The 20,265-nt window shown below is 62.7% G+C and carries 19 protein-coding genes; 16 read left to right on the top strand and 3 right to left on the bottom strand.

The annotated features are described in order from the left end of the window. The first annotated feature begins 44 nt into the window (after positions 1-44). The 14 genes from QM716_RS24420 to QM716_RS24355 all read left to right on the top strand — a co-directional run bounded on the left by QM716_RS24420 (position 45) and on the right by QM716_RS24355 (position 15,825). Positions 45-1,364 (top strand): flavin-containing monooxygenase, encoded by a 1,320-nt coding sequence (locus tag QM716_RS24420; RefSeq protein WP_283306729.1) that lies wholly within the window; start codon positions 45-47, stop codon positions 1,362-1,364. Continuing rightward, entirely contained in the window at positions 1,364-2,275 is a 912-nt protein-coding gene (locus QM716_RS24415; RefSeq protein ID WP_283306728.1) for a bile acid:sodium symporter family protein, read from the top strand. Before QM716_RS24420 ends, QM716_RS24415 begins: the two co-directional genes overlap by 1 nt. Next, on the top strand, positions 2,272-3,207 hold the full coding sequence (locus tag QM716_RS24410; protein WP_283306727.1) for an SDR family oxidoreductase: 936 nt from the start codon (positions 2,272-2,274) through the stop codon (positions 3,205-3,207). Before QM716_RS24415 ends, QM716_RS24410 begins: the two co-directional genes overlap by 4 nt. A gap of 65 nt (positions 3,208-3,272) precedes the next feature. Next, positions 3,273-3,830: a hypothetical protein gene (locus QM716_RS24405; protein ID WP_283306725.1), complete on the top strand. Its 558-nt coding sequence runs from the start codon at positions 3,273-3,275 to the stop codon at positions 3,828-3,830. A gap of 38 nt (positions 3,831-3,868) precedes the next feature. Next, positions 3,869-4,939 (top strand): N-acetyl-gamma-glutamyl-phosphate reductase, encoded by a 1,071-nt coding sequence (gene argC / locus QM716_RS24400; protein ID WP_283306724.1) that lies wholly within the window; start codon positions 3,869-3,871, stop codon positions 4,937-4,939. A 44-nt stretch (positions 4,940-4,983) separates the two neighbouring features. After that, positions 4,984-6,195 carry a bifunctional glutamate N-acetyltransferase/amino-acid acetyltransferase ArgJ gene (gene argJ, locus QM716_RS24395; RefSeq protein WP_020907877.1) on the top strand — a complete coding sequence of 404 codons (1,212 nt, stop codon included), beginning with the start codon at positions 4,984-4,986 and terminating at the stop codon, positions 6,193-6,195. Next, complete coding sequence (argB, locus tag QM716_RS24390) at positions 6,192-7,115, top strand: acetylglutamate kinase (RefSeq protein ID WP_283306722.1); 924 nt, start codon at positions 6,192-6,194, stop codon at positions 7,113-7,115. The genes argJ and argB overlap by 4 nt, the downstream gene beginning before the upstream one ends. Beyond that, entirely contained in the window at positions 7,112-8,311 is a 1,200-nt protein-coding gene (locus QM716_RS24385; RefSeq protein ID WP_283306721.1) for an acetylornithine transaminase, read from the top strand. Before argB ends, QM716_RS24385 begins: the two co-directional genes overlap by 4 nt. Beyond that, positions 8,308-9,258 carry an ornithine carbamoyltransferase gene (gene argF, locus QM716_RS24380; protein WP_283306720.1) on the top strand — a complete coding sequence of 317 codons (951 nt, stop codon included), beginning with the start codon at positions 8,308-8,310 and terminating at the stop codon, positions 9,256-9,258. The genes QM716_RS24385 and argF overlap by 4 nt, the downstream gene beginning before the upstream one ends. Then, positions 9,255-9,734, top strand: coding sequence for an arginine repressor (locus tag QM716_RS24375; protein WP_020907875.1), 480 nt, complete (start codon positions 9,255-9,257; stop codon positions 9,732-9,734). Before argF ends, QM716_RS24375 begins: the two co-directional genes overlap by 4 nt. 47 nt (positions 9,735-9,781) lie before the next feature. Next, positions 9,782-10,981 carry an argininosuccinate synthase gene (locus tag QM716_RS24370; RefSeq protein WP_003944066.1) on the top strand — a complete coding sequence of 400 codons (1,200 nt, stop codon included), beginning with the start codon at positions 9,782-9,784 and terminating at the stop codon, positions 10,979-10,981. Positions 10,982-10,984: 3 nt separating this feature from the next. Continuing rightward, positions 10,985-12,427: an argininosuccinate lyase gene (argH, locus tag QM716_RS24365; RefSeq protein WP_092763575.1), complete on the top strand. Its 1,443-nt coding sequence runs from the start codon at positions 10,985-10,987 to the stop codon at positions 12,425-12,427. A gap of 170 nt (positions 12,428-12,597) precedes the next feature. Next, a complete protein-coding gene (locus QM716_RS24360) occupies positions 12,598-15,579 on the top strand; it encodes an acyl-CoA synthetase (RefSeq protein WP_283306719.1) in 2,982 nt (993 codons plus the stop codon). A gap of 39 nt (positions 15,580-15,618) precedes the next feature. Beyond that, entirely contained in the window at positions 15,619-15,825 is a 207-nt protein-coding gene (locus QM716_RS24355) for a Trm112 family protein (RefSeq protein WP_003944045.1), read from the top strand. Here the strand turns inward: QM716_RS24355 and QM716_RS24350 are convergent. Genes QM716_RS24350 through QM716_RS24340 form a run of 3 tightly spaced genes read right to left on the bottom strand, consistent with a single transcriptional unit; the run spans position 15,822 to position 17,922 of the window. Continuing rightward, positions 15,822-16,439 carry a TetR/AcrR family transcriptional regulator gene (locus QM716_RS24350; protein WP_283306717.1) on the bottom strand — a complete coding sequence of 206 codons (618 nt, stop codon included), beginning with the start codon at positions 16,437-16,439 and terminating at the stop codon, positions 15,822-15,824. The genes QM716_RS24355 and QM716_RS24350 overlap by 4 nt on opposite strands. Then, positions 16,436-17,191, bottom strand: a complete 756-nt coding sequence (locus QM716_RS24345) for an ABC transporter permease (RefSeq protein WP_283306716.1) — start codon at positions 17,189-17,191, stop codon at positions 16,436-16,438. The genes QM716_RS24350 and QM716_RS24345 overlap by 4 nt, the downstream gene beginning before the upstream one ends. Next, positions 17,188-17,922: an ABC transporter ATP-binding protein gene (locus QM716_RS24340; protein WP_283306715.1), complete on the bottom strand. Its 735-nt coding sequence runs from the start codon at positions 17,920-17,922 to the stop codon at positions 17,188-17,190. The genes QM716_RS24345 and QM716_RS24340 overlap by 4 nt, the downstream gene beginning before the upstream one ends. Positions 17,923-18,008: 86 nt before the next feature. On the opposite strand from QM716_RS24340, the gene QM716_RS24335 reads away from it, so the two are divergent. Continuing rightward, positions 18,009-18,617 (top strand): DNA-3-methyladenine glycosylase, encoded by a 609-nt coding sequence (locus QM716_RS24335; RefSeq protein ID WP_283306713.1) that lies wholly within the window; start codon positions 18,009-18,011, stop codon positions 18,615-18,617. A 19-nt stretch (positions 18,618-18,636) separates the two neighbouring features. Beyond that, positions 18,637-19,914 carry a tyrosine--tRNA ligase gene (gene tyrS / locus QM716_RS24330; protein WP_283306712.1) on the top strand — a complete coding sequence of 426 codons (1,278 nt, stop codon included), beginning with the start codon at positions 18,637-18,639 and terminating at the stop codon, positions 19,912-19,914. The last annotated feature ends 351 nt before the right edge of the window (positions 19,915-20,265 follow it).

Raw genomic sequence — 20,265 nt, 5'->3', positions numbered from 1 at the left:
CGGCATATTGCTGCAAGATTCGGACTATCTGCGACGCTCGACGGATGATCACAGAGGACAAGTACGCGCTGATCGGAGCGGGCCCGTCTGGATTGGCCGGTGCGCGAAACCTCGATCGGGCAGGGATAGCGTTCGACGGCTTCGAGAGCCACGACAACGTCGGTGGGCTCTGGGACATCGACAACCCGCACAGCACCGTCTACGAGTCGGCACACCTCATTTCGTCGAAGAGCACCACCGCATTCGCGGAGTTGCCGATGGCGGATTCGGTGGCCGACTACCCGAGCCACGTCGAACTCGCCGAGTATTTCCGCGACTACGCCGACACTCACGATCTTCGGAGGCACTTCACCTTCGGTACTTCTGTCGTCGACGTCTCACCCGTCGATTCGCTGTGGCAGGTCACCACGCGCAGTCGCAGCGGTGAGACAACAGTTGCGCGGTACCGAGGCGTGATCATCGCAAACGGAACTCTGTCGAAACCGAACATGCCGACTTTCCGCGGCGACTTCACCGGCACGTTGATGCATACGAGCGAGTACCGCAGCGCCGAGATCTTCCGCGGTAAGAAGGTGCTGGTCATCGGAGCGGGCAACAGTGGATGCGACATCGCAGTTGATGCCGTCCACCAGGCAGAGTCCGTCGACCTGAGCGTTCGGCGAGGCTACTACTTCGTTCCCAAGTATCTGTTCGGCCGTCCCTCGGACACCTTGAATGAGGGAAAGCCGTTGCCGCCGTGGATCAAACAACGCATCGACACGCTGGTGCTCAAGCAGTTCACGGGAGATCCGGTGCGGTTCGGATTTCCGGCACCGGACTACAAAATCTATGAATCGCACCCGGTCGTGAACTCGTTGATCCTGCACCACGTCGGGCACGGTGACGTGCACGTACGCGCCGACGTCGATCGGTTCGAGGGAAAGACGGTTCGTTTTGTCGACGGGTCGTCCGCCGACTACGACCTCGTCCTCTGCGCGACGGGGTATCACCTCGACTACCCCTTTATCGCGCGCGAGGACCTGAACTGGTCGGACGCTGCCCCTGACCTGTTCCTCAACGTAGCAAGTCGTCGCCACGAGAATCTCTTCGTTCTCGGAATGGTCGAAGCTTCCGGGCTCGGGTGGCAGGGCCGCTTCGAGCAAGCAGAGTTGGTGGCCAAATTGATCACGGCACGTACCGAGGCTCCCGCCGCGGCACGCGAATTCTCGGCAGCGGCGGCCGGTCCACCTCCAGATCTGTCCGGGGGATACAAGTACCTGAAGCTGGGGCGAATGGCCTACTACGTGAACAAGGACGCCTACCGGTCGGCGATCAAGCGGCACATCGGATTGCTCGATACGGCTCTGGCGAAGGGACGACACTGATGCCGATCGATGAGGTGGTGCTCAACTTCAATCCGGGATCGTTGATGATCCTCAACGCGGTGCTGGCCGCGATCATGCTGGGGATCGCCCTCGACACCTCGGTCGACGACTTCCGTCGTGCGCTGACCGAACCCAAGGCGATGGCGGTGGGTATCGCTGCTCAGTTCGTGCTACTGCCGGCAGTGACTTTTGCCCTGACTCTGATCCTCTCGCCGGCTCCGTCGGTAGCGCTCGGCATGATCCTGGTCGCGTGCTGCCCACCAGGAAACATCTCGAACGTCCTGACTCACCGGGCGGGCGGCGACGTCGCGCTCTCGGTGTCCATGACGGCGGTGTCGAACGTCCTCGCAATCTTCCTCATGCCGCTCAATCTCGCCTTCTGGGGGAGCCGACGCTCGGAGACCGACGCGCTGTTGCAGTCGGTGAATTTGAATGCGCTGGAGATGGTCGTTCAAATCGCGCTCATAATCGGTGTGCCGTTTGTTGTCGGCATCTGGGCGGCACGAAAGTTCCCGAAGATCGCCGCGAAAGCGCAGCCGTGGGTGAAAAACGGCGCGTTGGTGGCGCTTTTGATCTTCATCGTTGCGGGGGTGTCGGGGAACGCGTCGTACTTCGTTGACTACATCGGGGTGGTACTGCTTGCGGTCTTCCTGCACGACACGGTTGCCCTTGCACTGGGATACTTCTGCGGCGCCGTCACCGGGTTGAACGAATACAGCCGTCGTGCAGTTTCGTTCGAGGTCGGCATCCGCAACGCCGGACTGGGCCTCGGATTGGTATTCACGTTCTTCGACGGGCTCGGCGGTATGGCCGTCGTGGCCGGCTGGTGGGGGATCTGGGACATCATCGCCGGGTTGGCTTTGGCGACGATTTGGTCCAAGCGTCGTACCAGAAAGGTGGTAGCGGCATGACTGTCGCACTGGTAACGGGCGGGAACGGGTTTCTGGGCACGGCTGTCATCGACGCACTGATCGCACGAGGCATCACCGTCGTCTGTGCCGACCTCACGGTGAAGGCAACACCGGACGATCGAGTCCACCGCGTTCGAGCGGACGTGTGCGACCCCGCAGAATTGGAGAGGGTGTTCGGTGAGCACCGACCGAACGTCGTGATCCACCTTGCGTCCATCGTGAATCCCGGAAAGAACACGACAGCGGAGCAGGAGTATCGCGTCGACGTCGACGGGACACGAAACGTGCTCGCGGCCTGCATCGAACATGGGGTTGGACGGATTGTCGTGTCTTCGTCCGGGGCGGCGTACGGCTACCACGCGGACAGCCCGGCGTGGATCACCGAAGACATTCCCGTTCGAGGCAACGAAGAATTCACTTACAGTCGGCACAAACGCCTGGTCGAGGAGATGCTCGCCGAGTATCGCGTCGTACATCCGCAGTTGGAGCAAGTTGTCTTCCGGATCGGCACGATCTTGGGTGAGAGCGTCGACAACCAGATCACCGCGTTGTTCGATCGCCGCAAGCTGCTCAAGGTCGCGGGGAGTGACAGCCCTTTCGTGTTCGTCTGGCATACCGATGTGGCGGGAGCATTCGCAGAGGCAGTGACCGGAAAGCAGGTGGGCATCTTCAACGTCGCGGGCGACGGTTCGCTGACAGTCGACGAGTTGGCTTCCCGGATGGGCAAGGGCACGGTGACGCTTCCTGCGTGGCTCCTCCGGGGCGTTCTACGCGTCGGACGGCGATTGGGTTTGACGGAACACGGTCCGGAGCGGGTCGGATTTCTTCAGTACCGGCCGGTTCTCGACAATCGACGGCTCAAGGAACAGTTCGGATACGTCCCCGAATATTCGAGCGAAGACGCGTTTGCCGCTTACCTCGACTCACGCTGACCCCTTCGGCAGACAGTCGTGGAAGTATCGGAGTTGTCCGTCGACGTTTCGAGAAGGGACTGGCAGTGTCCGAGAACGATGGGTCCGAGAACGATGGGTCCGAGAACGATGGGTCCGAGAACGATGGGTCCGAACACGGTGGCTCAGCACCCGGTATTTCTGTACACCAAGTAGTCGAAGCCGCCAATGTGCTCGACGACAAGGACTTCCTCGCGGTTGTTCGCGCAGTGGTCGAGCGTCGTCCGAGCTTGTCGGTGCTTCTCTCCGTGGTGGACACGGCCGCTGCGAGTTTCGGGTCGAACCGTGCCGAGGACCAGGAGACGATCACCGACGCCGAAGAGGTCGAATTGCCGGACACCGTCGTGGAGGTCGACGAGATCATCGACGTCCCGGTGGTCCTTGCCACCGATCCGAGAATCCCCGAGCCCGACTACACCGAAGGGGGAGTCCCCACTTTCGACCGTGTTAGGGAGAAGATAGAGGGGCGCTTCGGAACGTCAGTCGGTTCGGCCGAGCTGGCACACGAGAGCCCTGCCGGAAAGTCCGTCGACGAGCAGTGGGACGAGCGCCAGAAGGCTGCAAAAGCCAAGCTCGAGGAGATCCGACGATCCATGGGTAAGTAATTATGCATTCCGATGCACAATGATGCATACTGTGTGACATGACTGAAGGTGGTACGACCGAGAACGCACGCAAGCCGATCAGAGTCGCCGTTGCCGGCGCCAGTGGGTACGCCGGTGGTGAGGTTCTGCGTCTGCTTCTCGGGCACCCCTCCTATGCCGACGGCAGTCTGGTGATCGGTTCGTTGACCGCCGGTGGCAACGCCGGTTCGACGCTCGGTGAGCATCACCCCCACTTGCTCCCACTCTCATCGCGGGTACTCGAAGAGACCACTGTCGAAGTTCTCTCGGGCCACGACGTCGTCTTCCTCGGTCTCCCACACGGCAATTCAGCGCAGTACGCCAAGCTGCTGCCCGAATCGACGGTCATCATCGACTGTGGCGCGGACTTCCGGCTGCAAGATCCCGCGGCCTGGGAGAAGTACTACAAGAGCACTCATGCCGGTACCTGGCCCTACGGGCTTCCTGAGCTGCCCGGTGCCCGCGAGAAATTGGTAGGCGCAACCCGCATCGCCGTTCCGGGCTGCTACCCGACGGCAGCGAGTCTCGCGCTGGCCCCCGCCGTTGCTGCGGGGATCGTGGACTCACACGTCAACGTAGTTGCGGTCAGTGGCACTTCGGGCGCCGGCCGGGCACCGAAGGCCGATCTGCTGGGTTCGGAGGTCATGGGCTCGGTCCGCGCGTACGGCGTCGGTGGCGTCCATCGCCACACCCCCGAGATCATTCAGAATCTCTCGGCCGCTGGCGGCAAGGACATCAGTGTGTCATTCACTCCAGTCCTCGCACCCATGCCGCGCGGTATCCTCGCGACCTGCACGGCGGCCACCACCGCGACCGAAGAGCAGGCTCGCGAAATCTACGAAAAGGCATACAACGACGAGCCGTTCATCCATGTGCTGCCTGCCGGGGTCTTCCCGCAGACCGGCGCTGTGATCGGATCCAACGCCGTACAGATCGGGGTCACTGTGGATGCCGACGCCGGTCAGCTCGTTGTCATCTCGGCAATCGACAATCTCACCAAGGGCACCGCCGGTGGCGCCGTGCAATCGATGAACCTTGCCCTTGGCCTACCCGAGACCGCAGGTCTCTCTACCGTGGGAGTAGCTCCGTGAGCACCGACAATCCGCAGCAGATCGACAACGTAACCGAATCCGACGTGGTTCACGTCGCCGGGGGACGTCTGCTCCGTACACAGGGCGTCACCGCACCTGCCGGATTCCGCGGTGCCGGAATTGCTGCCGGTATCAAGAAGAGTGGCAAGTCGGACCTCGCACTGGTGCTCAACGAGGGCCCTGATCTGGCCGCTGCCGGCGTCTTCACCCTGAACAAGGTCAAGGCCGCTCCGGTGCTGTGGTCGCAGCAGGTCTTGACGACGGGCAAGCTGCGCGCGGTGGTGCTCAACTCGGGCGGCGCGAACGCCTGCACAGGCGCGGGTGGATTCCAGGATGCACACAAGACTGCCGAGGAAGTTGCTTCGGCACTGAGCAATTGGGGAACCGAGACGGGCGCGATCGAGGTCGCCGTCTGTTCCACCGGACTCATCGGTGACCGGTTGCCCATGGACAAGCTGATCCCCGGTGTCACCGAGGTCGTGCACGAACTCGCCGGCGGAATCTCCGGCGGCACCGACGCGGCATACGCGATCATGACCACGGACACCGTGCCGAAGCAGGCGTCGCTGCACCACGCGAACAAGTGGAACGTCGGCGGAATGGCCAAGGGCGCAGGCATGCTCGCGCCTGCGCTGGCCACCATGCTGTGCGTCGTCACGACCGATGCTGTCGCAACGGCCGAGCAGCTCGACACCGCGTTGCGCGCCGCCACCCACCTGAGCTTCGATCGTCTCGACGTCGACGGCGCGACGTCGACCAACGACACGGTGCTGCTGTTGGCCTCCGGTGCCAGCGGTGTGACGCCGACCCAGGACGAGCTCAACGCCGCAGTATTCGCAGTGTGTGACGACCTCGCCGATCAGCTGATGGCAGACGCCGAGGGTGTCACCAAGCGGGTCAAGGTGACGGTTCGCGGTGCAGCGTCCGAGTCCGACGCGCTGATCGGCGCCCGGACCATTGCTCGGGACAGCCTGGTCAAGACGGCGCTTTTCGGATCCGATCCCAACTGGGGCCGCGTCCTCGCCGCAGTGGGTATCGCTCCCATCGAGCTCGATCCAGATCGAATCAGTGTGTCCTTCAACGGGAGTCCGGTCTGCATCGACGGCGTCGGTGCTCCGGGAGCACGTGAGGTGGACCTGAGCGGGATCGACATCGAACTCGACATCGATCTGGGAATCGGCAACGAGTCCGTGAGCATTCGCACGACGGACCTCTCGCACGCCTACGTCGAAGAGAACTCCGCGTACTCGTCATGACCGAGACGTATCCCGTGATCAGCGAGCATCAGAAGGCACATGTCCTTGCCGAAGCGCTGCCGTGGCTGCAGCGATTCCGCGACAAGGTGGTCGTGGTCAAGTACGGCGGAAACGCCATGATCGACGAGACGCTCAAGACGGCATTTGCTGCCGACATGGCTTTTCTGCGGACTGTCGGCATCCATCCTGTCGTCGTTCACGGCGGTGGCCCGCAGATCAACGCGATGCTGGCACGCCTTGGCATGAAGGGTGAGTTCCGCGGTGGTTTCCGTGTGACGACGCCCGAGGTGATGGACGTCGTTCGGATGGTGCTTTTCGGTCAGGTGGGCCGTGAACTCGTCGGCCTGATCAACGCGCACGGTCCTTACGCGGTCGGCATTTCCGGCGAAGATGCGCACCTGTTCACCGCCACGCGACGCACGGTCGCAGTGGAGGGCGAACAGACGGACATCGGTCTGGTCGGTGACGTCACCACGGTGAATCCGGACGCGGTACTCGATCTCATTGCGGCAGGACGTATTCCGGTGGTCTCGACCATCGCACCCGACGCCGACGGTGTTGTCCACAACATCAACGCCGATACCGCTGCTGCGGCACTGGCCGAGGCGATCGGTGCGGAGAAGCTCGTTGTCCTCACCGATGTCGAAGGCCTGTACACCGATTGGCCGGACCGATCCTCGCTGGCCACCGAAATCGACACAGACGCCCTTGCGCAGTTGTTGCCGAGTCTCGATGCCGGGATGGTGCCCAAGATGGAGGCCTGCCTTCGCGCGGTGCGCGGAGGTGTGCCGTCGGCGCACGTGATCGACGGCCGGCTCGAACATTCAGTCCTACTCGAACTTTTCACCGGCGAAGGAATCGGCACGATGGTCGTGCCGGGCTCCTCGGTCGCCGGTCCCCAGCAGGGAGTTACCTCATGAGCACGATCGATCTCCAGCAGCGGTGGTCCGCTTCGCTGATGAACAACTACGGCGTACCCCGGGTTGCTCTCGTTCGCGGTGACAGGGCCGTACTCACCGACGCCGACGGCAAACAGTACGTCGACTTCCTGGCCGGAATCGCCGTCAACATCCTCGGACACGGGCATCCGGCCGTCGTCGAAGCCGTCACGACTCAGTTGTCGACACTGGGCCATGTGTCCAACCTGTACGCCAGCGAGCCGGTCGTCGAGTTGGCGGAGCAGTTGCTCGCTCATCTCGGCAACGTGAGCGGGCGCGCGTTCTTCTGCAACTCCGGTACCGAGGCGAACGAGGCTGCTTTCAAGCTGGCTCGCGCCACCGGCCGGAAGAAGATCATCGCGGCCGAGGGCTCTTTCCACGGTCGCACGATGGGGGCACTCGCTCTGACGGGTCAGCCGGCCAAGCGGGCGCCGTTCGAACCGATGCCTGCCGGTGTCGAGTTCGTGCCGTACGGCGACGTCGAGGCACTCGAGCGGGCCGTCGATTCCGACACCGCCGCTGTGTTCCTCGAACCGATCATGGGTGAGGGCGGCGTCGTGGTGCCACCTGAGGGATACCTCGTGGAGGCTCGGCGGATCACCGCCGAACGCGGTGCGCTTCTCGTACTCGACGAAGTGCAGACCGGCATCGGCCGGACGGGCTGGTTCTACGCCCATCAGGCGGTCGGGATCGTTCCCGACATCATCACTCTTGCGAAGGGGCTCGGCGGCGGAATGCCGATCGGCGCCTGCATCGCGACCGGGGCAACGGCAGAGTTGTTCGGGCCGGGCAAGCACGGAACGACGTTCGGTGGAAATCCGGTGTGCGCCGCGGCGGCGCTTGCCGTGCTGAAAACCATTGCAGCGGAGGACCTGATCTCGCGCGCGGACAGTTTGGGTAAGTCGATCTCGGCGGGCATCGAAGATCTGGGCCATCCGTTGGTCGACTACGTACGGGGATCAGGACTGTTGCTGGGTGTCGTGCTGACCGGGGACGTCGCGCCGGCGGTGGAAAATGCTGCCCGCGAAGCCGGGTACCTTGTGAATGCAGCGCAACCCGGAGTAATCCGGTTGGCGCCGCCGCTGATCCTCACGGATGAGCAGGCCGAAACCTTCGTGGCAGCACTACCTGCCATCTTCGACAGTGCACTATCGGCTGACCAGCCGGGGGAGAAGTGACTACCGTGGTGAAACACTTTCTCAGGGACGACGATCTGACTCCGGCGCAGCAGGCCGAAGTTCTGGAACTCGCTGCGATTCTCAAGAAGGACCCGTTCGCTCGGCGTCCGCTCGAGGGTCCCCGCGGAGTCGGCGTCATCTTCGAGAAGAACTCGACGCGTACACGTTTCTCGTTCGAGATGGGCATCGCACAGATGGGCGGCCACGCCGTCGTCGTCGACGGGCGCAGCACCCAACTCGGGCGTGAAGAGACGCTGGCGGACACCGGACGCGTTCTCTCCCGCTACGTCGACGCCGTCGTGTGGCGCACGTTCGGCCAGAAGCGCCTGGAGCAGATGGCAACGGGCGCAACAATTCCCATCGTCAACGCGTTGTCGGACGAGTTTCACCCCTGTCAGGTTCTGGCCGATCTGCAAACGCTGATCGAGCAGAAGGGTGAGCTCAAGGGACTGAAGCTGACCTACCTGGGCGACGGTGCCAACAACATGGCTCACTCACTGATGCTCGGCGGAGTCACCGCAGGCATCGACGTCACCATTGCCAGCCCCGCGGGCTTCGAACCGGCGGACTGGGTAGTGGCAGCAGCACGCAAACGCGCCGAGGAAACCGGCGCGACCATCACGCTGACGCAGGACCCGCAGGCCGGCGTCGTCGGCGCCGACGCGTTGGTCACCGACACCTGGACCTCGATGGGTCAGGAGAACGACGGACTCGATCGGGTCGGACCTTTCCGTCCGTTCCAGATCAACAGGGAGCTGCTCGCACAGGCAGATCCGAAGGCTGTCGTCCTGCACTGCCTGCCCGCACATCGCGGCGAAGAGGTCACCGACGAGGTTCTCGATGGGCCGCAGAGTGTTGTCTGGGACGAGGCGGAGAACCGCCTGCACGCCCAGAAGGCATTGCTCGTGTGGCTGCTGGAACAGCGAACCCAACTGGACCCGGCGTGAGCGTCGCTCCCACTCGGGCTGGTCGCCAGTCGCGCATCATCGCGCTTCTGGCGGCTCACCCCGTCCGAAGTCAGACGGAGCTGGCGGCGTTGCTCGGTGCCGAGGGCATCGAAGCGACGCAGGCGACGCTCTCGCGTGACCTCGAAGAGCTGGGAGCGGTGAAACTGCGTGCCGCTGACGGCGGCGCCGGTGTTTACGTGGTGCCGGAGGACGGGAACCCCGTACGCGGTGTGTCCGGCGGTACCGACCGACTGTCACGGCTGTTGGGTGAGCTGCTGGTCTCCACCGATTTCAGCGGCAACATGGCGATTCTGCGGACACCGCCAGGAGCCGCGCACTACCTCGCGAGCGCACTGGATCGGTCCTCGATGCCGGACATCGTGGGCACGATCGCCGGAGATGACACCATCTTCGTGGTGGCCCGGGAACCGCTTTCCGGAGCGGAACTCGCGGCCATGATCGAATCGCTCGCCTGACCCCTTATTCTTTGATAGAGATTTTCAACCGAAGGAGCACAAAAACCATGGCCGATCGCGTCGTACTCGCCTACTCGGGCGGGCTGGACACTTCTGTTGCCATCAGTTGGATCGGTAAGGAGACGGGCGCTGAAGTTGTCGCCGTCGCCATCGATCTGGGGCAGGGTGGCGAGGACATGGAGGTCGTGCGTCAGCGCGCGATCGACTGCGGCGCAGTCGAATCCGTTGTCGTCGATGCCCGCGACGAGTTCGCGGACGAGTACTGCCTGCCGACCATCGCGGCCAACGCCCTGTACATGGACCGCTACCCGCTGGTCTCGGCCATCAGCCGTCCGCTGATCGTCAAGCACATCGTCGAAGCTGCACGCTCGCACGGCGGCACCATCGTCTCGCACGGTTGCACCGGTAAGGGCAACGACCAGGTTCGCTTCGAGGTCGGATTCGGCGCCCTCGCACCCGACCTGCAGGTCATCGCACCGGTCCGCGACTACGCCTGGACCCGCGAGAAGGCCATCGCCTTCGCCGAAGAGAACAACATCCCGATCAACGTCTCCAAGAAGTCGCCGTTTTCGATCGACCAGAACGTCTGGGGACGCGCCGTTGAGACCGGATTCCTCGAGGATCTGTGGAATGCGCCGACGAAGGACGTCTACGACTACACCCAGGACCCGACGGTCAACTGGAACGCACCCGACGAGCTCATCATCAGCTTCGACAAGGGGCGCCCGGTCGCAATCGACGGCCGCCCGGTGTCGGTACTCGAAGCCATTCAGGAGCTGAACAAGCGCGCAGGTGCTCAGGGCGTCGGCCGCCTCGACGTCGTCGAGGACCGTCTCGTGGGCATCAAGAGCCGTGAGATCTACGAAGCTCCCGGCGCGATGGTCCTCATCACCGCACACCAGGAACTCGAGCACGTCACCCTCGAACGCGAACTCGGTCGCTACAAGCGTCAGATGGAGCAGCGTTGGTCCGAGCTGGTCTACGACGGTCTCTGGTTCTCGCCCCTCAAGGACGCACTGGACACGTTCGTCGACAAGACGCAGGAACGCGTCACCGGCGACATCCGTCTCTTCCTGCACGGTGGAGCCATCACGGTCAACGGTCGTCGTAGCCCGGAGTCGCTCTACGACTTCAACCTCGCGACGTACGACGAGGGTGACAGCTTCGACCAGTCCGCATCGAAGGGCTTCGTCGAGATCCACGGTCTGTCGTCAAAGGTCGCCGCGAAGCGCGATCTGGGACTCTGAGTCATGACGGCTCACGGTGACGGAGACGCCCAAAAACACGGCACCAACGAAGGTGCGCTGTGGGGCGGGCGGTTCGAGTCCGGACCGGCCGCTGCCATGGCGGCGCTGAGCAAGTCGACTCACTTCGACTGGGTCCTCGCTCCGTACGACGTGCGGGCGTCGCAGGCGCATGCACGTGTGCTGAACAAGGCAGGGCTGCTCAGCGAAGCCGACCTCGCGACAATGCTCGACGGTCTCGACCGTCTGGCGGCAGATGTCGCCAGTGGCGCCTTCGGACCCAGTGATTCGGACGAGGACGTACACGGCGCACTCGAGCGCGGTCTGATCGAGCGTGTCGGGCCTGAGGTCGGCGGACGCCTGCGTGCTGGTCGTTCGCGCAACGACCAGGTGGCCACGCTGTTCCGCATGTGGCTTCGGGATGCGGTCCGCCGCATCTCCACCGGGGTTCTCGACGTGGTCGACGCTTTGGCGACTCAAGCCGGGGCCCATCCGGATGCCGTGATGCCGGGCAAGACGCACCTGCAGGCGGCTCAGCCGGTCCTGTTGGCGCATCACCTGCTCGCGCACGCGCACCCGCTGTTGCGCGACGTGCAGCGCCTTCGCGACTTCGACGTGCGAGCTGCGGTGTCCCCGTACGGTTCCGGTGCACTCGCCGGTTCCTCACTCGGACTCGACCCCGAAGCCATTGCGGCGGAACTGAAGTTCGACAGCTCGGCCGAGAACTCGATCGACGCAACCGCTTCTCGTGATTTCGCAGCCGAGGCAGCGTTCGTGCTTGCAATGATCGGTGTCGATCTCTCCCGTATGGCTGAAGAGATCATCATCTGGAGCACACCGGAGTTCGGCTACATCACACTTGCCGACGCGTGGTCCACGGGATCGTCGATCATGCCGCAGAAGAAGAATCCGGATGTCTCGGAACTGACGCGCGGCAAGTCGGGTCGTTTGATCGGCAACCTCACCGGATTGTTGGCGACGCTCAAGGCTCAGCCGCTGGCGTACAACCGCGATCTGCAAGAGGACAAGGAACCGGTCTTCGACTCGGTTGCGCAGCTCGAGATGTTGCTCCCGGCCATCACAGGTCTGGTGCAGACGCTCGAGTTCCATACCGAGCGCATGGCGGAACTTGCTCCGGCAGGGTTCACGCTGGCCACCGACATCGCGGAGTGGATGGTGCGTCAGGGCGTGCCGTTCCGGGTTGCACACGAGGCTGCCGGAGCGTGTGTGCGTGTCGCGGAAGCGCGAGGTGTCGGACTCGAAGATCTCACGGACGAGGAACTGGCCGGCGTCGACAGCGCACTGACGCCCGCTGTTCGTGAGGTGCTGACAGTCGAGGGTTCCATCGCTTCGCGCAATGCGCGGGGCGGCACCGCGGGGGTGCGGGTGGCAGAGCAGTTGGACGGAGTCCGAGCAGTGGCGCAGTCGCTGCGGGAATGGACGCTCTGACATTGCGGTTGCGAGTGTTGTCCCTCTCTTTTCGGCAGTAGTCCTTCGGTCGTACGCGGTCAGGGAGCAGAATTTGCTCCCTGACCGCGTACGCGTATTCGTCGTCAGTAGGCTTGTCGCGCGCGGCAAGAATGAGACTGACGTCACATGGTGAGTAACTTGGGAGTGAAATGGTGGGATTGAATTCCAAGTCTGTGCTGGGCCCGATTCGGCGGGTGGTTGCGACAGCACAAAACGGCCTCGAGGTCGTCCGGTTGGGTGGGCTGGAAACGGATGCGACCACGTCTCCGTTCGAGATCGTCGAACGCGCAGCGATGTATCGCCTACGGCGCTACTTCCCGGACAGCGATCCGGAAACCGTCGGCGCACCGATCGTGCTGATTCCACCGATGATGATGTCCGCGAACGTGTACGACGTGACCCGTGACCAGGGTGCTGTCGGAATTCTGCACGAGATGGGCTTGGACCCCTGGGTCGTCGATTTCGGTTCGCCCGACTCCGAAGAGGGCGGTTGGGATCGTAATCTTGCCGATCACATCATCGCTCTCAGCGACATTGTCGATCACATCCACCGTCACACCGGTAAAGATGTTCACATCTCCGGTTACTCGCAGGGTGGAATGTTCGCCTATCAGGCTGCTGCCTATCGGCGCAGCCGAAACTTAGCCAGTGTCATCACCTTCGGCAGTCCGGTCGACACGCTCGCTGCGTTGCCCTTCGGCATTCCGGCCGGATTGGCTAGTAAAGGTGCGGATTTCCTCGCCGATCACGTCTTCAATCGCCTGTCAGTCACCGGATGGATGGCTCGTACCGGGTTCCAGTTGCTCGATCCCGTGAAGTCGCTGAAGATGCGCGTCGACTTCCTGCTTCAACTGCACGACCGTGAGGCGTTGCTACCGAGGGAGCAGCAGCGACGCTTCCTCGCAACCGAGGGTTGGGTCGCGTGGTCGGGACCCGCGGTTGCCGAACTGCTCAAGCAGTTCATCGTACACAACCGGATGATGACCGGTGGTTTTGTCATCAAGGATCAATTGGTCTCTCTCGCCGAGATCACCTGCCCCATCCTGGCCTTTGTCGGCGAGGTCGACGACATCGGTCAGCCGCAAGCGGTTCGCGGTATCAGTCAAGCGGCTCCGCGAGCAAAGGTCTACGAATCTACCTTGCGTGCAGGTCATTTCGGTTTGGTTGTCGGTTCCACCGCGGCCACTCACACCTGGCCGACCACCGGCGAATTCGTGCAGTGGACCGAGACAGGTGGGCCGCTCCCGGACCGCATCGCGAAAATGGTCTACGGCGCCGATCTCGAAGACCAGACCGGTGTGTCGATCAGCAATCGGATCATTCACACCGTCGCCTCGGTCGCCGAAGTAGGGGCAGGCGTCACCAAGGGAATCAGTGACCTCGCCGCCGGTGCCCTGCGCGGCACTTTCGAGTTGTCCGGCGAGGCAGCGCGCGCGTTGCCACGTCTGGCGCGGCTCAACCAGATTCAGCCGCACACCAAGATCTCCCTGAGCCAATTGCTCGCGGAGCAGCGTCGAAAGGCGCCGAACGGCGAGTGCTTCCTCTTCGACAATCGCGTGCACACCTACGAAGCGGTCAACGCCCGCATCGACAATGTCGTGCGTGGATTGATCTCCGTGGGAGTGCGTCCGGCAGCACACGTCGGTGTCCTGATGGAGACCCGTCCCAGCGCGCTCGCGGCCATCGCGGCTCTGTCGCGCCTCGGTGCCGTCGCGGTCATGCTTCCGCCAGGGTCCGACATCACGGCGGCGGTCAAGCTGGGATCGGTCGATCGGATCATCACCGATCCGGAGAACGTCGATGCTGCAGTGGTGACCGGTAGGCCTGTTCTGGTGCTCGGCGGCGGCGATGCCCGTGGCCTCGAGGTGGATCCGTCGCACGACGTGATCGATCTCGAACAAATCGATCCGACGAAGGTCAACCTGCCCGGATGGTATCGACCGGATCCGGGAGTCGCCCGCGAACTCGCGTTCATCATTTTCGCGGAATCGGGCGGTGTGCTCGAAGCCAAGCAGATCACCAACTACCGGTGGGCATTGTCGGCCTTCGGTACGGCCACGGCTGCCGATCTCGATCGCGGTGACACCGTGTACTGCCTTGCGCCGCTACACCATTCGTCGAGTTTGCTCGCGACCATCGGTGGCGCAATGGCCGGTGGTTCCCGGATTGCGCTCTCACGCGGACTGAATCCGGCGAGGTTCGTCGAAGAAATCCACCGCTACGGTGTGACGGTCGTGAGTTACACGTGGTCGATGATGCGCGAGATCCTCGACGAGGATCTTCTCCTCATCGACGGTAGCCATCCGGTCCGCCTGTTCATCGGTTCGGGAATGCCCCATGGTCTGTGGAAGCGGACCACTGAGGCGTTCGACCCCGCGCAGGTACTCGAGTTCTATGCGTCGACCGAAGGAGACGTGATTCTCGCCAACGTCGCAGGCTCCAAAGTTGGCTCCAAGGGTCGCCCGTTGCCGGGTAGCGCGCAGGTTCGGTTGGCGGCCTACGACCCGCTGAGTGGTCGGCTCCTCGAAAACGGCAACGGATTTGTCCGTGAATGCGCCGAAGACGAGGTCGGATTGCTGCTCGGGCGCGCCGGATTCACCGCCGATCTCTCGGGCGGCGCCATGCGAGGTCTCTTCCAAGCCGGTGATTCGTGGATTCCCACCGAGAATCTCTTCCGCCGGGACGGCGACGGCGACTACTGGCTGATCGATCACAAGAACACGGTCATTTCCACGCTCCGCGGTCCCGTGTTCACCCAACCGATCGTCGACGCGTTGTCGAGTGTGGCGCGGGTCGATCTTGCCGTCGCGTACGGCGTCGGCGACGCACCACATCAGTTGGCGGTCGCTGCCGTGACATGGCGTCCGGGGCGGCAGTTCCGGTCTGCCGAGCTTGCAGAGGCGCTCTCGCGCATCGCTTTTGACGCTCGCCCGGACGTCGTGCACGTGGTGGACGAGATCCCGGTGGGCTCGTCGTACCGTCCGAGTTCCACTGCTTTGGCTGCGGCCGGCCTGCCGGCACCGGGGCCACGGACCTGGTTCCTCGATTCCGAGACGCAGTCGTACAAGCGGCTGACCAAGGCAATTGCCGCGCAGTTGATGCCGACGAGGGTGGGCACCGGAGCACGGTAGCCTGAGGACATTCTGTTCGATCGGTTCGAGAGGACTCACGTGGCTATTGATTCGACGTTGCTCAGCATTCTGGCCTGCCCCCAGGACAAAGGCCCGCTGCTGCTGGTCGGGGACGAGTTGCTCTACAACCCGCGCTTGCGGCGTGCGTACCCGATCGAGAACGGCATTCCTGTTCTGTTGATCGACGAGGCACGCGACGTGGCCGACGACGAGCACGAGAAGTTGCTCGCACGGGCCGAAGGCTAGATCGGCAACTCACCGGTCAGGTACCGCTGGAGGTTCGGAGCTACCAGCGGTACCAGTGCATCCACGCTCAACGTTGCGAGCGGTTCGAGTCCGAGCACGTATCGCGTGACCAGTAGCCCGGCCATCTGAGAGGCCACCAATTCCGCTCTGATCAAGCCGGTGCCGGGTGGTGTGTCCACCCGCGGAATGATGTCGCGCAATACGATATCGAGCAGAAAGCTCTGGATCAGCTGCGATCCGTCTCCGGAAATGGCTGATCGAAAAGCCGCCAGAATCGCCGGCTGATGCTCCGATTCCCATAACCCGATCACCGCCCGGAGAAGGCTTTCGCCGAGATTTTCGGTCGGGGAAGCGTGAACCGATCCCAGTACCTGTGCTGGATCGATCGGTAGCGCGATCGCAGCGGTGAACAACTGCTCCTTGCTTCCGAAATAGTGATGAATCATGGCCGGATCGACGTCAGCGGCCGCGGCTATCGATCGAACGGTTGTTCTTCGAAAACCGTTCTGGGAAAACTCTCGTCGCGCCGAATCGAGAATCTGCGCACGAGTCTCCGACTTACCCGGTCGTCGGCCGGAACGAATCGGTGCCGGTGCGGCGCTGTACTCGGTCATGGAGTGCGGCGATCGAGTGTTGCCGCGGCCAGCGAGAGCGCTGCGGCGGCAAAGCCCGCCATGACGGCGAGATCACGCCACATCTGACCCGTCGCGTCGGCATGCATCGACACTTGTTGAAGTGCGTCGACGGCGTAGCTCAAGGGGAGGACGTTGCTGATCCATTCGAGCCAGGTCGGCAATTGGTCACGAGGTACCAGGAGTCCGCAAAGGAAGAGCTGTGGAACCACCACGACAGGCATGAACTGCACCGCTTGGAATTCGGTCTTCGCGAACGCACTGGCCAACAGACCAAGAGCAACGCCGAGGACCGCGCCGAGAACTGCAATGACGATGACCCACGCAAGACTTCCCGCGATGGTGAGCCCGAGAAAACCGAACGCTACTGCGCACGCGAGAGCTGCTTGAGCTGCTGCGGAGAGCGAAAATGCCGCACCGTATCCGGCGAGAAGGTCGAGTTTGCCCATTGGGGTGGTAAGCAGGCGTTCGAGTGTGCCTGAACTGCGTTCGCGTTGCATGGCGATGGACGTGACCAGGAACATGACGACAAACGGCAAGATTCCCAACATCGTGATCGCCACTCGTTGGAAGAGTGAAACTTGGCCGGGCGGCGTCGGGACGTCTTGGTAGAGGAAATACAGCAGAATCATCAGCAACGACGGGACCAACAAGATCATGGCCACCGTGCGGTGATCTTGGCGGAGCTGAAGCAGAATTCGCACGGTGGTAGCACCGAAGATCCTGATGCTCATGATATTTCGCCTCCGACGGGTGAGGTCCGAATCAGTTCGAGGAAGGCGTCCTCGAGCCGTTCACATCTGGTTCTTGCGCGCAGTTCGTCTGGGGTGAGTTGCGCGAGAAGGTGCCCGTCGCGCATCAGAATCAGTTCTGCGCAGTGGTCCGCCTCGTCCATGACGTGGCTGGAGACCAACAGGGTGGTCCCGCTGCGAGCGAGGTCGGCAAATCGTTCCCACAATTCGACGCGAAGCACTGGATCGAGCCCGACGGTCGGTTCATCGAGGATCAACACATCAGGTGACGCCACCAACGCGCATGCCAGCGAGACTCGACCGCGTTGACCTCCGGACAGGTCGGCGGCGGTCTGGTCGGCGTAACGGCTCAATCCGACTGCGTCGACCGCTGCTGCGACGTCTGCGCCGGATTTCCCGTACAGAGCGCCGAAATACTGAACATTTCGCGTGACCGTCAGGTCGCCGTACACGCTGGGGGATTGGGTGACGTACCCGATCCGACGGCGAAGGGCGACGGACCCGGCGAGATCTCCCAGGACTCTGACCTCACCACTTTCGATGATCTGTGTTCCGACTATCGCGCGCATGAGGGTTGTCTTGCCGCAACCGGAGGGCCCGAGCAGTCCTGTGATCGATCCTGACGAAACTTGCAGGTCAAGCGAGTGGAGTACTTCGTGTTTGCCGCGAGTGACTCGGAGTCCGCGGATGTCTATTGCCGGCGTTGTGGTCACTGTGCGCCTCGTTTCAATAATTCATCACTTGTTGAATTATGCGACTCGGCTGACCGGCGAGTCAACGGTGTGGGCACAATCGAAGGGTGAGCATCGAGACCTTGGTGAATGTGGAGAACCCGTTGGAAGCGGGCTTGGCAGTTCTCGGCTCGACCCTGATCGTCGACGAGGTCGCTCTGAGAATTGTCGAGGTGGAGGTTTACGGCGGGGAGAAGGACGGGCCCTGGCCGGATCCGGCAGCGCATTCGTATCGGGGGCAAACGCCGCGGAACAGCGTGATGTTCGGGCGGGCGGGGCGTCTCTACGTCTACCGCAGCTACGGAATGCACTTTTGTATGAACATCTCGTACGGCCCGGATGGTGTTGCGGGCGGTGTTCTGCTCCGAGCGGCCGAAATCGAAGCCGGTCACGATGTGGTGTCCGCACGGAGATCGCCGGACCGGCCGTCTCACCAATGGGCCAGAGGGCCAGGTAATCTCGGCGCTTCCGCCGCAATCACACTGGGGGACAACGGAACAGACGTGTTCGACCCCACGTCGCGGATTCGGCTCGAATTGGGGGAGTCGAAGGGATGGGTGAGCGGACCGCGGGTGGGTGTCAGCACCGCGGCGGAGGTCCCGTGGCGCCTCTGGATTCCGGACTCCCCAGCTGTGTCCGCGTATCGCCGAAGCCCGCGAGCACCGGCCATTTCGTGAAGATGGGATGATCGAGTCCGTGACTGAGAATATTCTCGACGAACTGACCTGGCGCGGGCTGATCGCCCAATCAACCGATCTCGACGCTTTGCGTAAAGATCTCGAGGCCGGACCGGTCACGCTGTATGCGGGATTCGACCCGACCGGACCGAGTCTGCACGCAGGTCACCTGGTTCCGCTCCTTGCGCTCAAGCGTTTTCAGCGTGCCGGCAACCGTCCGATCGTCCTTGCCGGCGGTGCAACGGGATTGATCGGTGACCCCCGTGACGTCGGGGAACGGACCATGAACTCCGCCGACACTGTCGCAGACTGGGCGGGTCGCATCCGTGGTCAGCTCGAACGATTCGTGGATTTCGACGATTCGCCGACGAGCGCGGTCATCGAGAACAACATGAACTGGACCGGCAAGATGTCGGCCATCGACTTCTTGCGTGACGTCGGCAAACACTTCTCCGTGAACGTGATGCTCGCGCGCGACACCGTCAAGCGTCGCCTCGAATCGGACGGAATGTCGTACACCGAGTTCAGCTACATGCTGCTCCAGGCCAACGACTACCTGCACCTGCGACGCGATCTCGGGTGCACGTTGCAGGTCGGCGGGTCCGATCAGTGGGGCAACATCATTGCCGGTGTCGAACTCAACCGTCGTGTCGACGGTGAGAGCGTTCATGCAATGACGGTTCCGCTGGTGACCTCGGCTGATGGGAAGAAGTTCGGAAAGTCGACCGGTGGCGGCAGTCTGTGGCTCGACCCTGAGATGACCAGCCCGTACGCGTGGTACCAGTACTTCGTGAATACCGGCGACGCCGACGTGATCAAGTACCTGCGCTGGTTCACCTTCCTGGCCGCGGACGAACTCGCGGAGTTGGAGACTGCAACGGCGGAGCGGCCGCACGCGCGAGAAGCGCAGAAGCGACTCGCCGCCGAGATGACGACCTTGGTTCACGGAGAACACAACACCCGTGCTGTCGAGCTCGCCAGCCAGGCGTTGTTCGGCAAGGCGGAGTTGGCGGAACTCGACGAGTCGACACTCGCTGCGGCGTTGAAGGAAGCATCTGTCAGCGAATTGGCGCCGGGGGAGCCGCGCACGATCATCGATCTGCTCGTGACGAGCGGTTTGTGTGAGAGCAAGGGAGCTGCTCGACGCGCAGTGAAAGAGGGCGGCGCTTCGGTGAACAACCAGAAGGTATCGGCCGACGACTGGGAGCCCGCCGCATCCGATCTGCTTCACGGCAGCTGGTTGGTCGTCCGGCGCGGAAAGCGTAACTTTGCCGGCGTCAAAATCCCTCCGAACTGACGTGTGTGGGGTCACAGTTGTCTCGCGGGGCTCCTGTGGCCGCTGGTGGCCCGCCTCCGGGCGGGCTACCAGCGGATTTAACCTGGCGAACATCTGCGACCTGCACGTTTGACGCTCAGTTTTCATTCGCGTAACTTTGTCCAAGTCAGAGCGACACGGACACCAACCCCGACTGAGAAGCCGGGGAAACGCGGTTGGACGAAGTCGGAGACAGTCACGCTCAGCGGGAACTTGCTTCCCTGGAGCGAACAAGCTAAGATTGTAACCCTTGCCCCGGAGCTTTCAACCTGGTTGAAGTGATGGTGTGTGCGTGTTCTTTGAGAACTCAACAGTGTGTCGATGAATGTCAGT

Source organism: Rhodococcus sp. IEGM 1409 (assembly GCF_030056735.1).
GTDB lineage: Bacteria > Actinomycetota > Actinomycetes > Mycobacteriales > Mycobacteriaceae > Rhodococcus_F.
The sequence above is the reverse complement of the archived record's forward strand: the minus strand, read 5'-3'. Positions and strand labels throughout refer to the sequence as shown.

Bases quoted from the DNA above. Each gene is read 5' to 3' on its own strand.
- QM716_RS24345 (WP_283306716.1), bottom strand. From the start codon at position 17,191: ATGAGCATCAGGATCTTCGGTGCTACCACCGTGCGAATTCTGCTTCAG.
- argC (WP_283306724.1), top strand. From the start codon at position 3,869: ATGACTGAAGGTGGTACGACCGAGAACGCACGCAAGCCGATCAGAGTC.
- QM716_RS24410 (WP_283306727.1), top strand. From the start codon at position 2,272: ATGACTGTCGCACTGGTAACGGGCGGGAACGGGTTTCTGGGCACGGCT.
- QM716_RS24350 (WP_283306717.1), bottom strand. From the start codon at position 16,439: ATGACCGAGTACAGCGCCGCACCGGCACCGATTCGTTCCGGCCGACGA.
- QM716_RS24415 (WP_283306728.1), top strand. From the start codon at position 1,364: ATGCCGATCGATGAGGTGGTGCTCAACTTCAATCCGGGATCGTTGATG.
- QM716_RS24360 (WP_283306719.1), top strand. From the start codon at position 12,598: ATGGTGGGATTGAATTCCAAGTCTGTGCTGGGCCCGATTCGGCGGGTG.
- argH (WP_092763575.1), top strand. From the start codon at position 10,985: ATGACGGCTCACGGTGACGGAGACGCCCAAAAACACGGCACCAACGAA.
- QM716_RS24370 (WP_003944066.1), top strand. From the start codon at position 9,782: ATGGCCGATCGCGTCGTACTCGCCTACTCGGGCGGGCTGGACACTTCT.
- QM716_RS24420 (WP_283306729.1), top strand. From the start codon at position 45: ATGATCACAGAGGACAAGTACGCGCTGATCGGAGCGGGCCCGTCTGGA.
- QM716_RS24385 (WP_283306721.1), top strand. From the start codon at position 7,112: ATGAGCACGATCGATCTCCAGCAGCGGTGGTCCGCTTCGCTGATGAAC.
- argB (WP_283306722.1), top strand. From the start codon at position 6,192: ATGACCGAGACGTATCCCGTGATCAGCGAGCATCAGAAGGCACATGTC.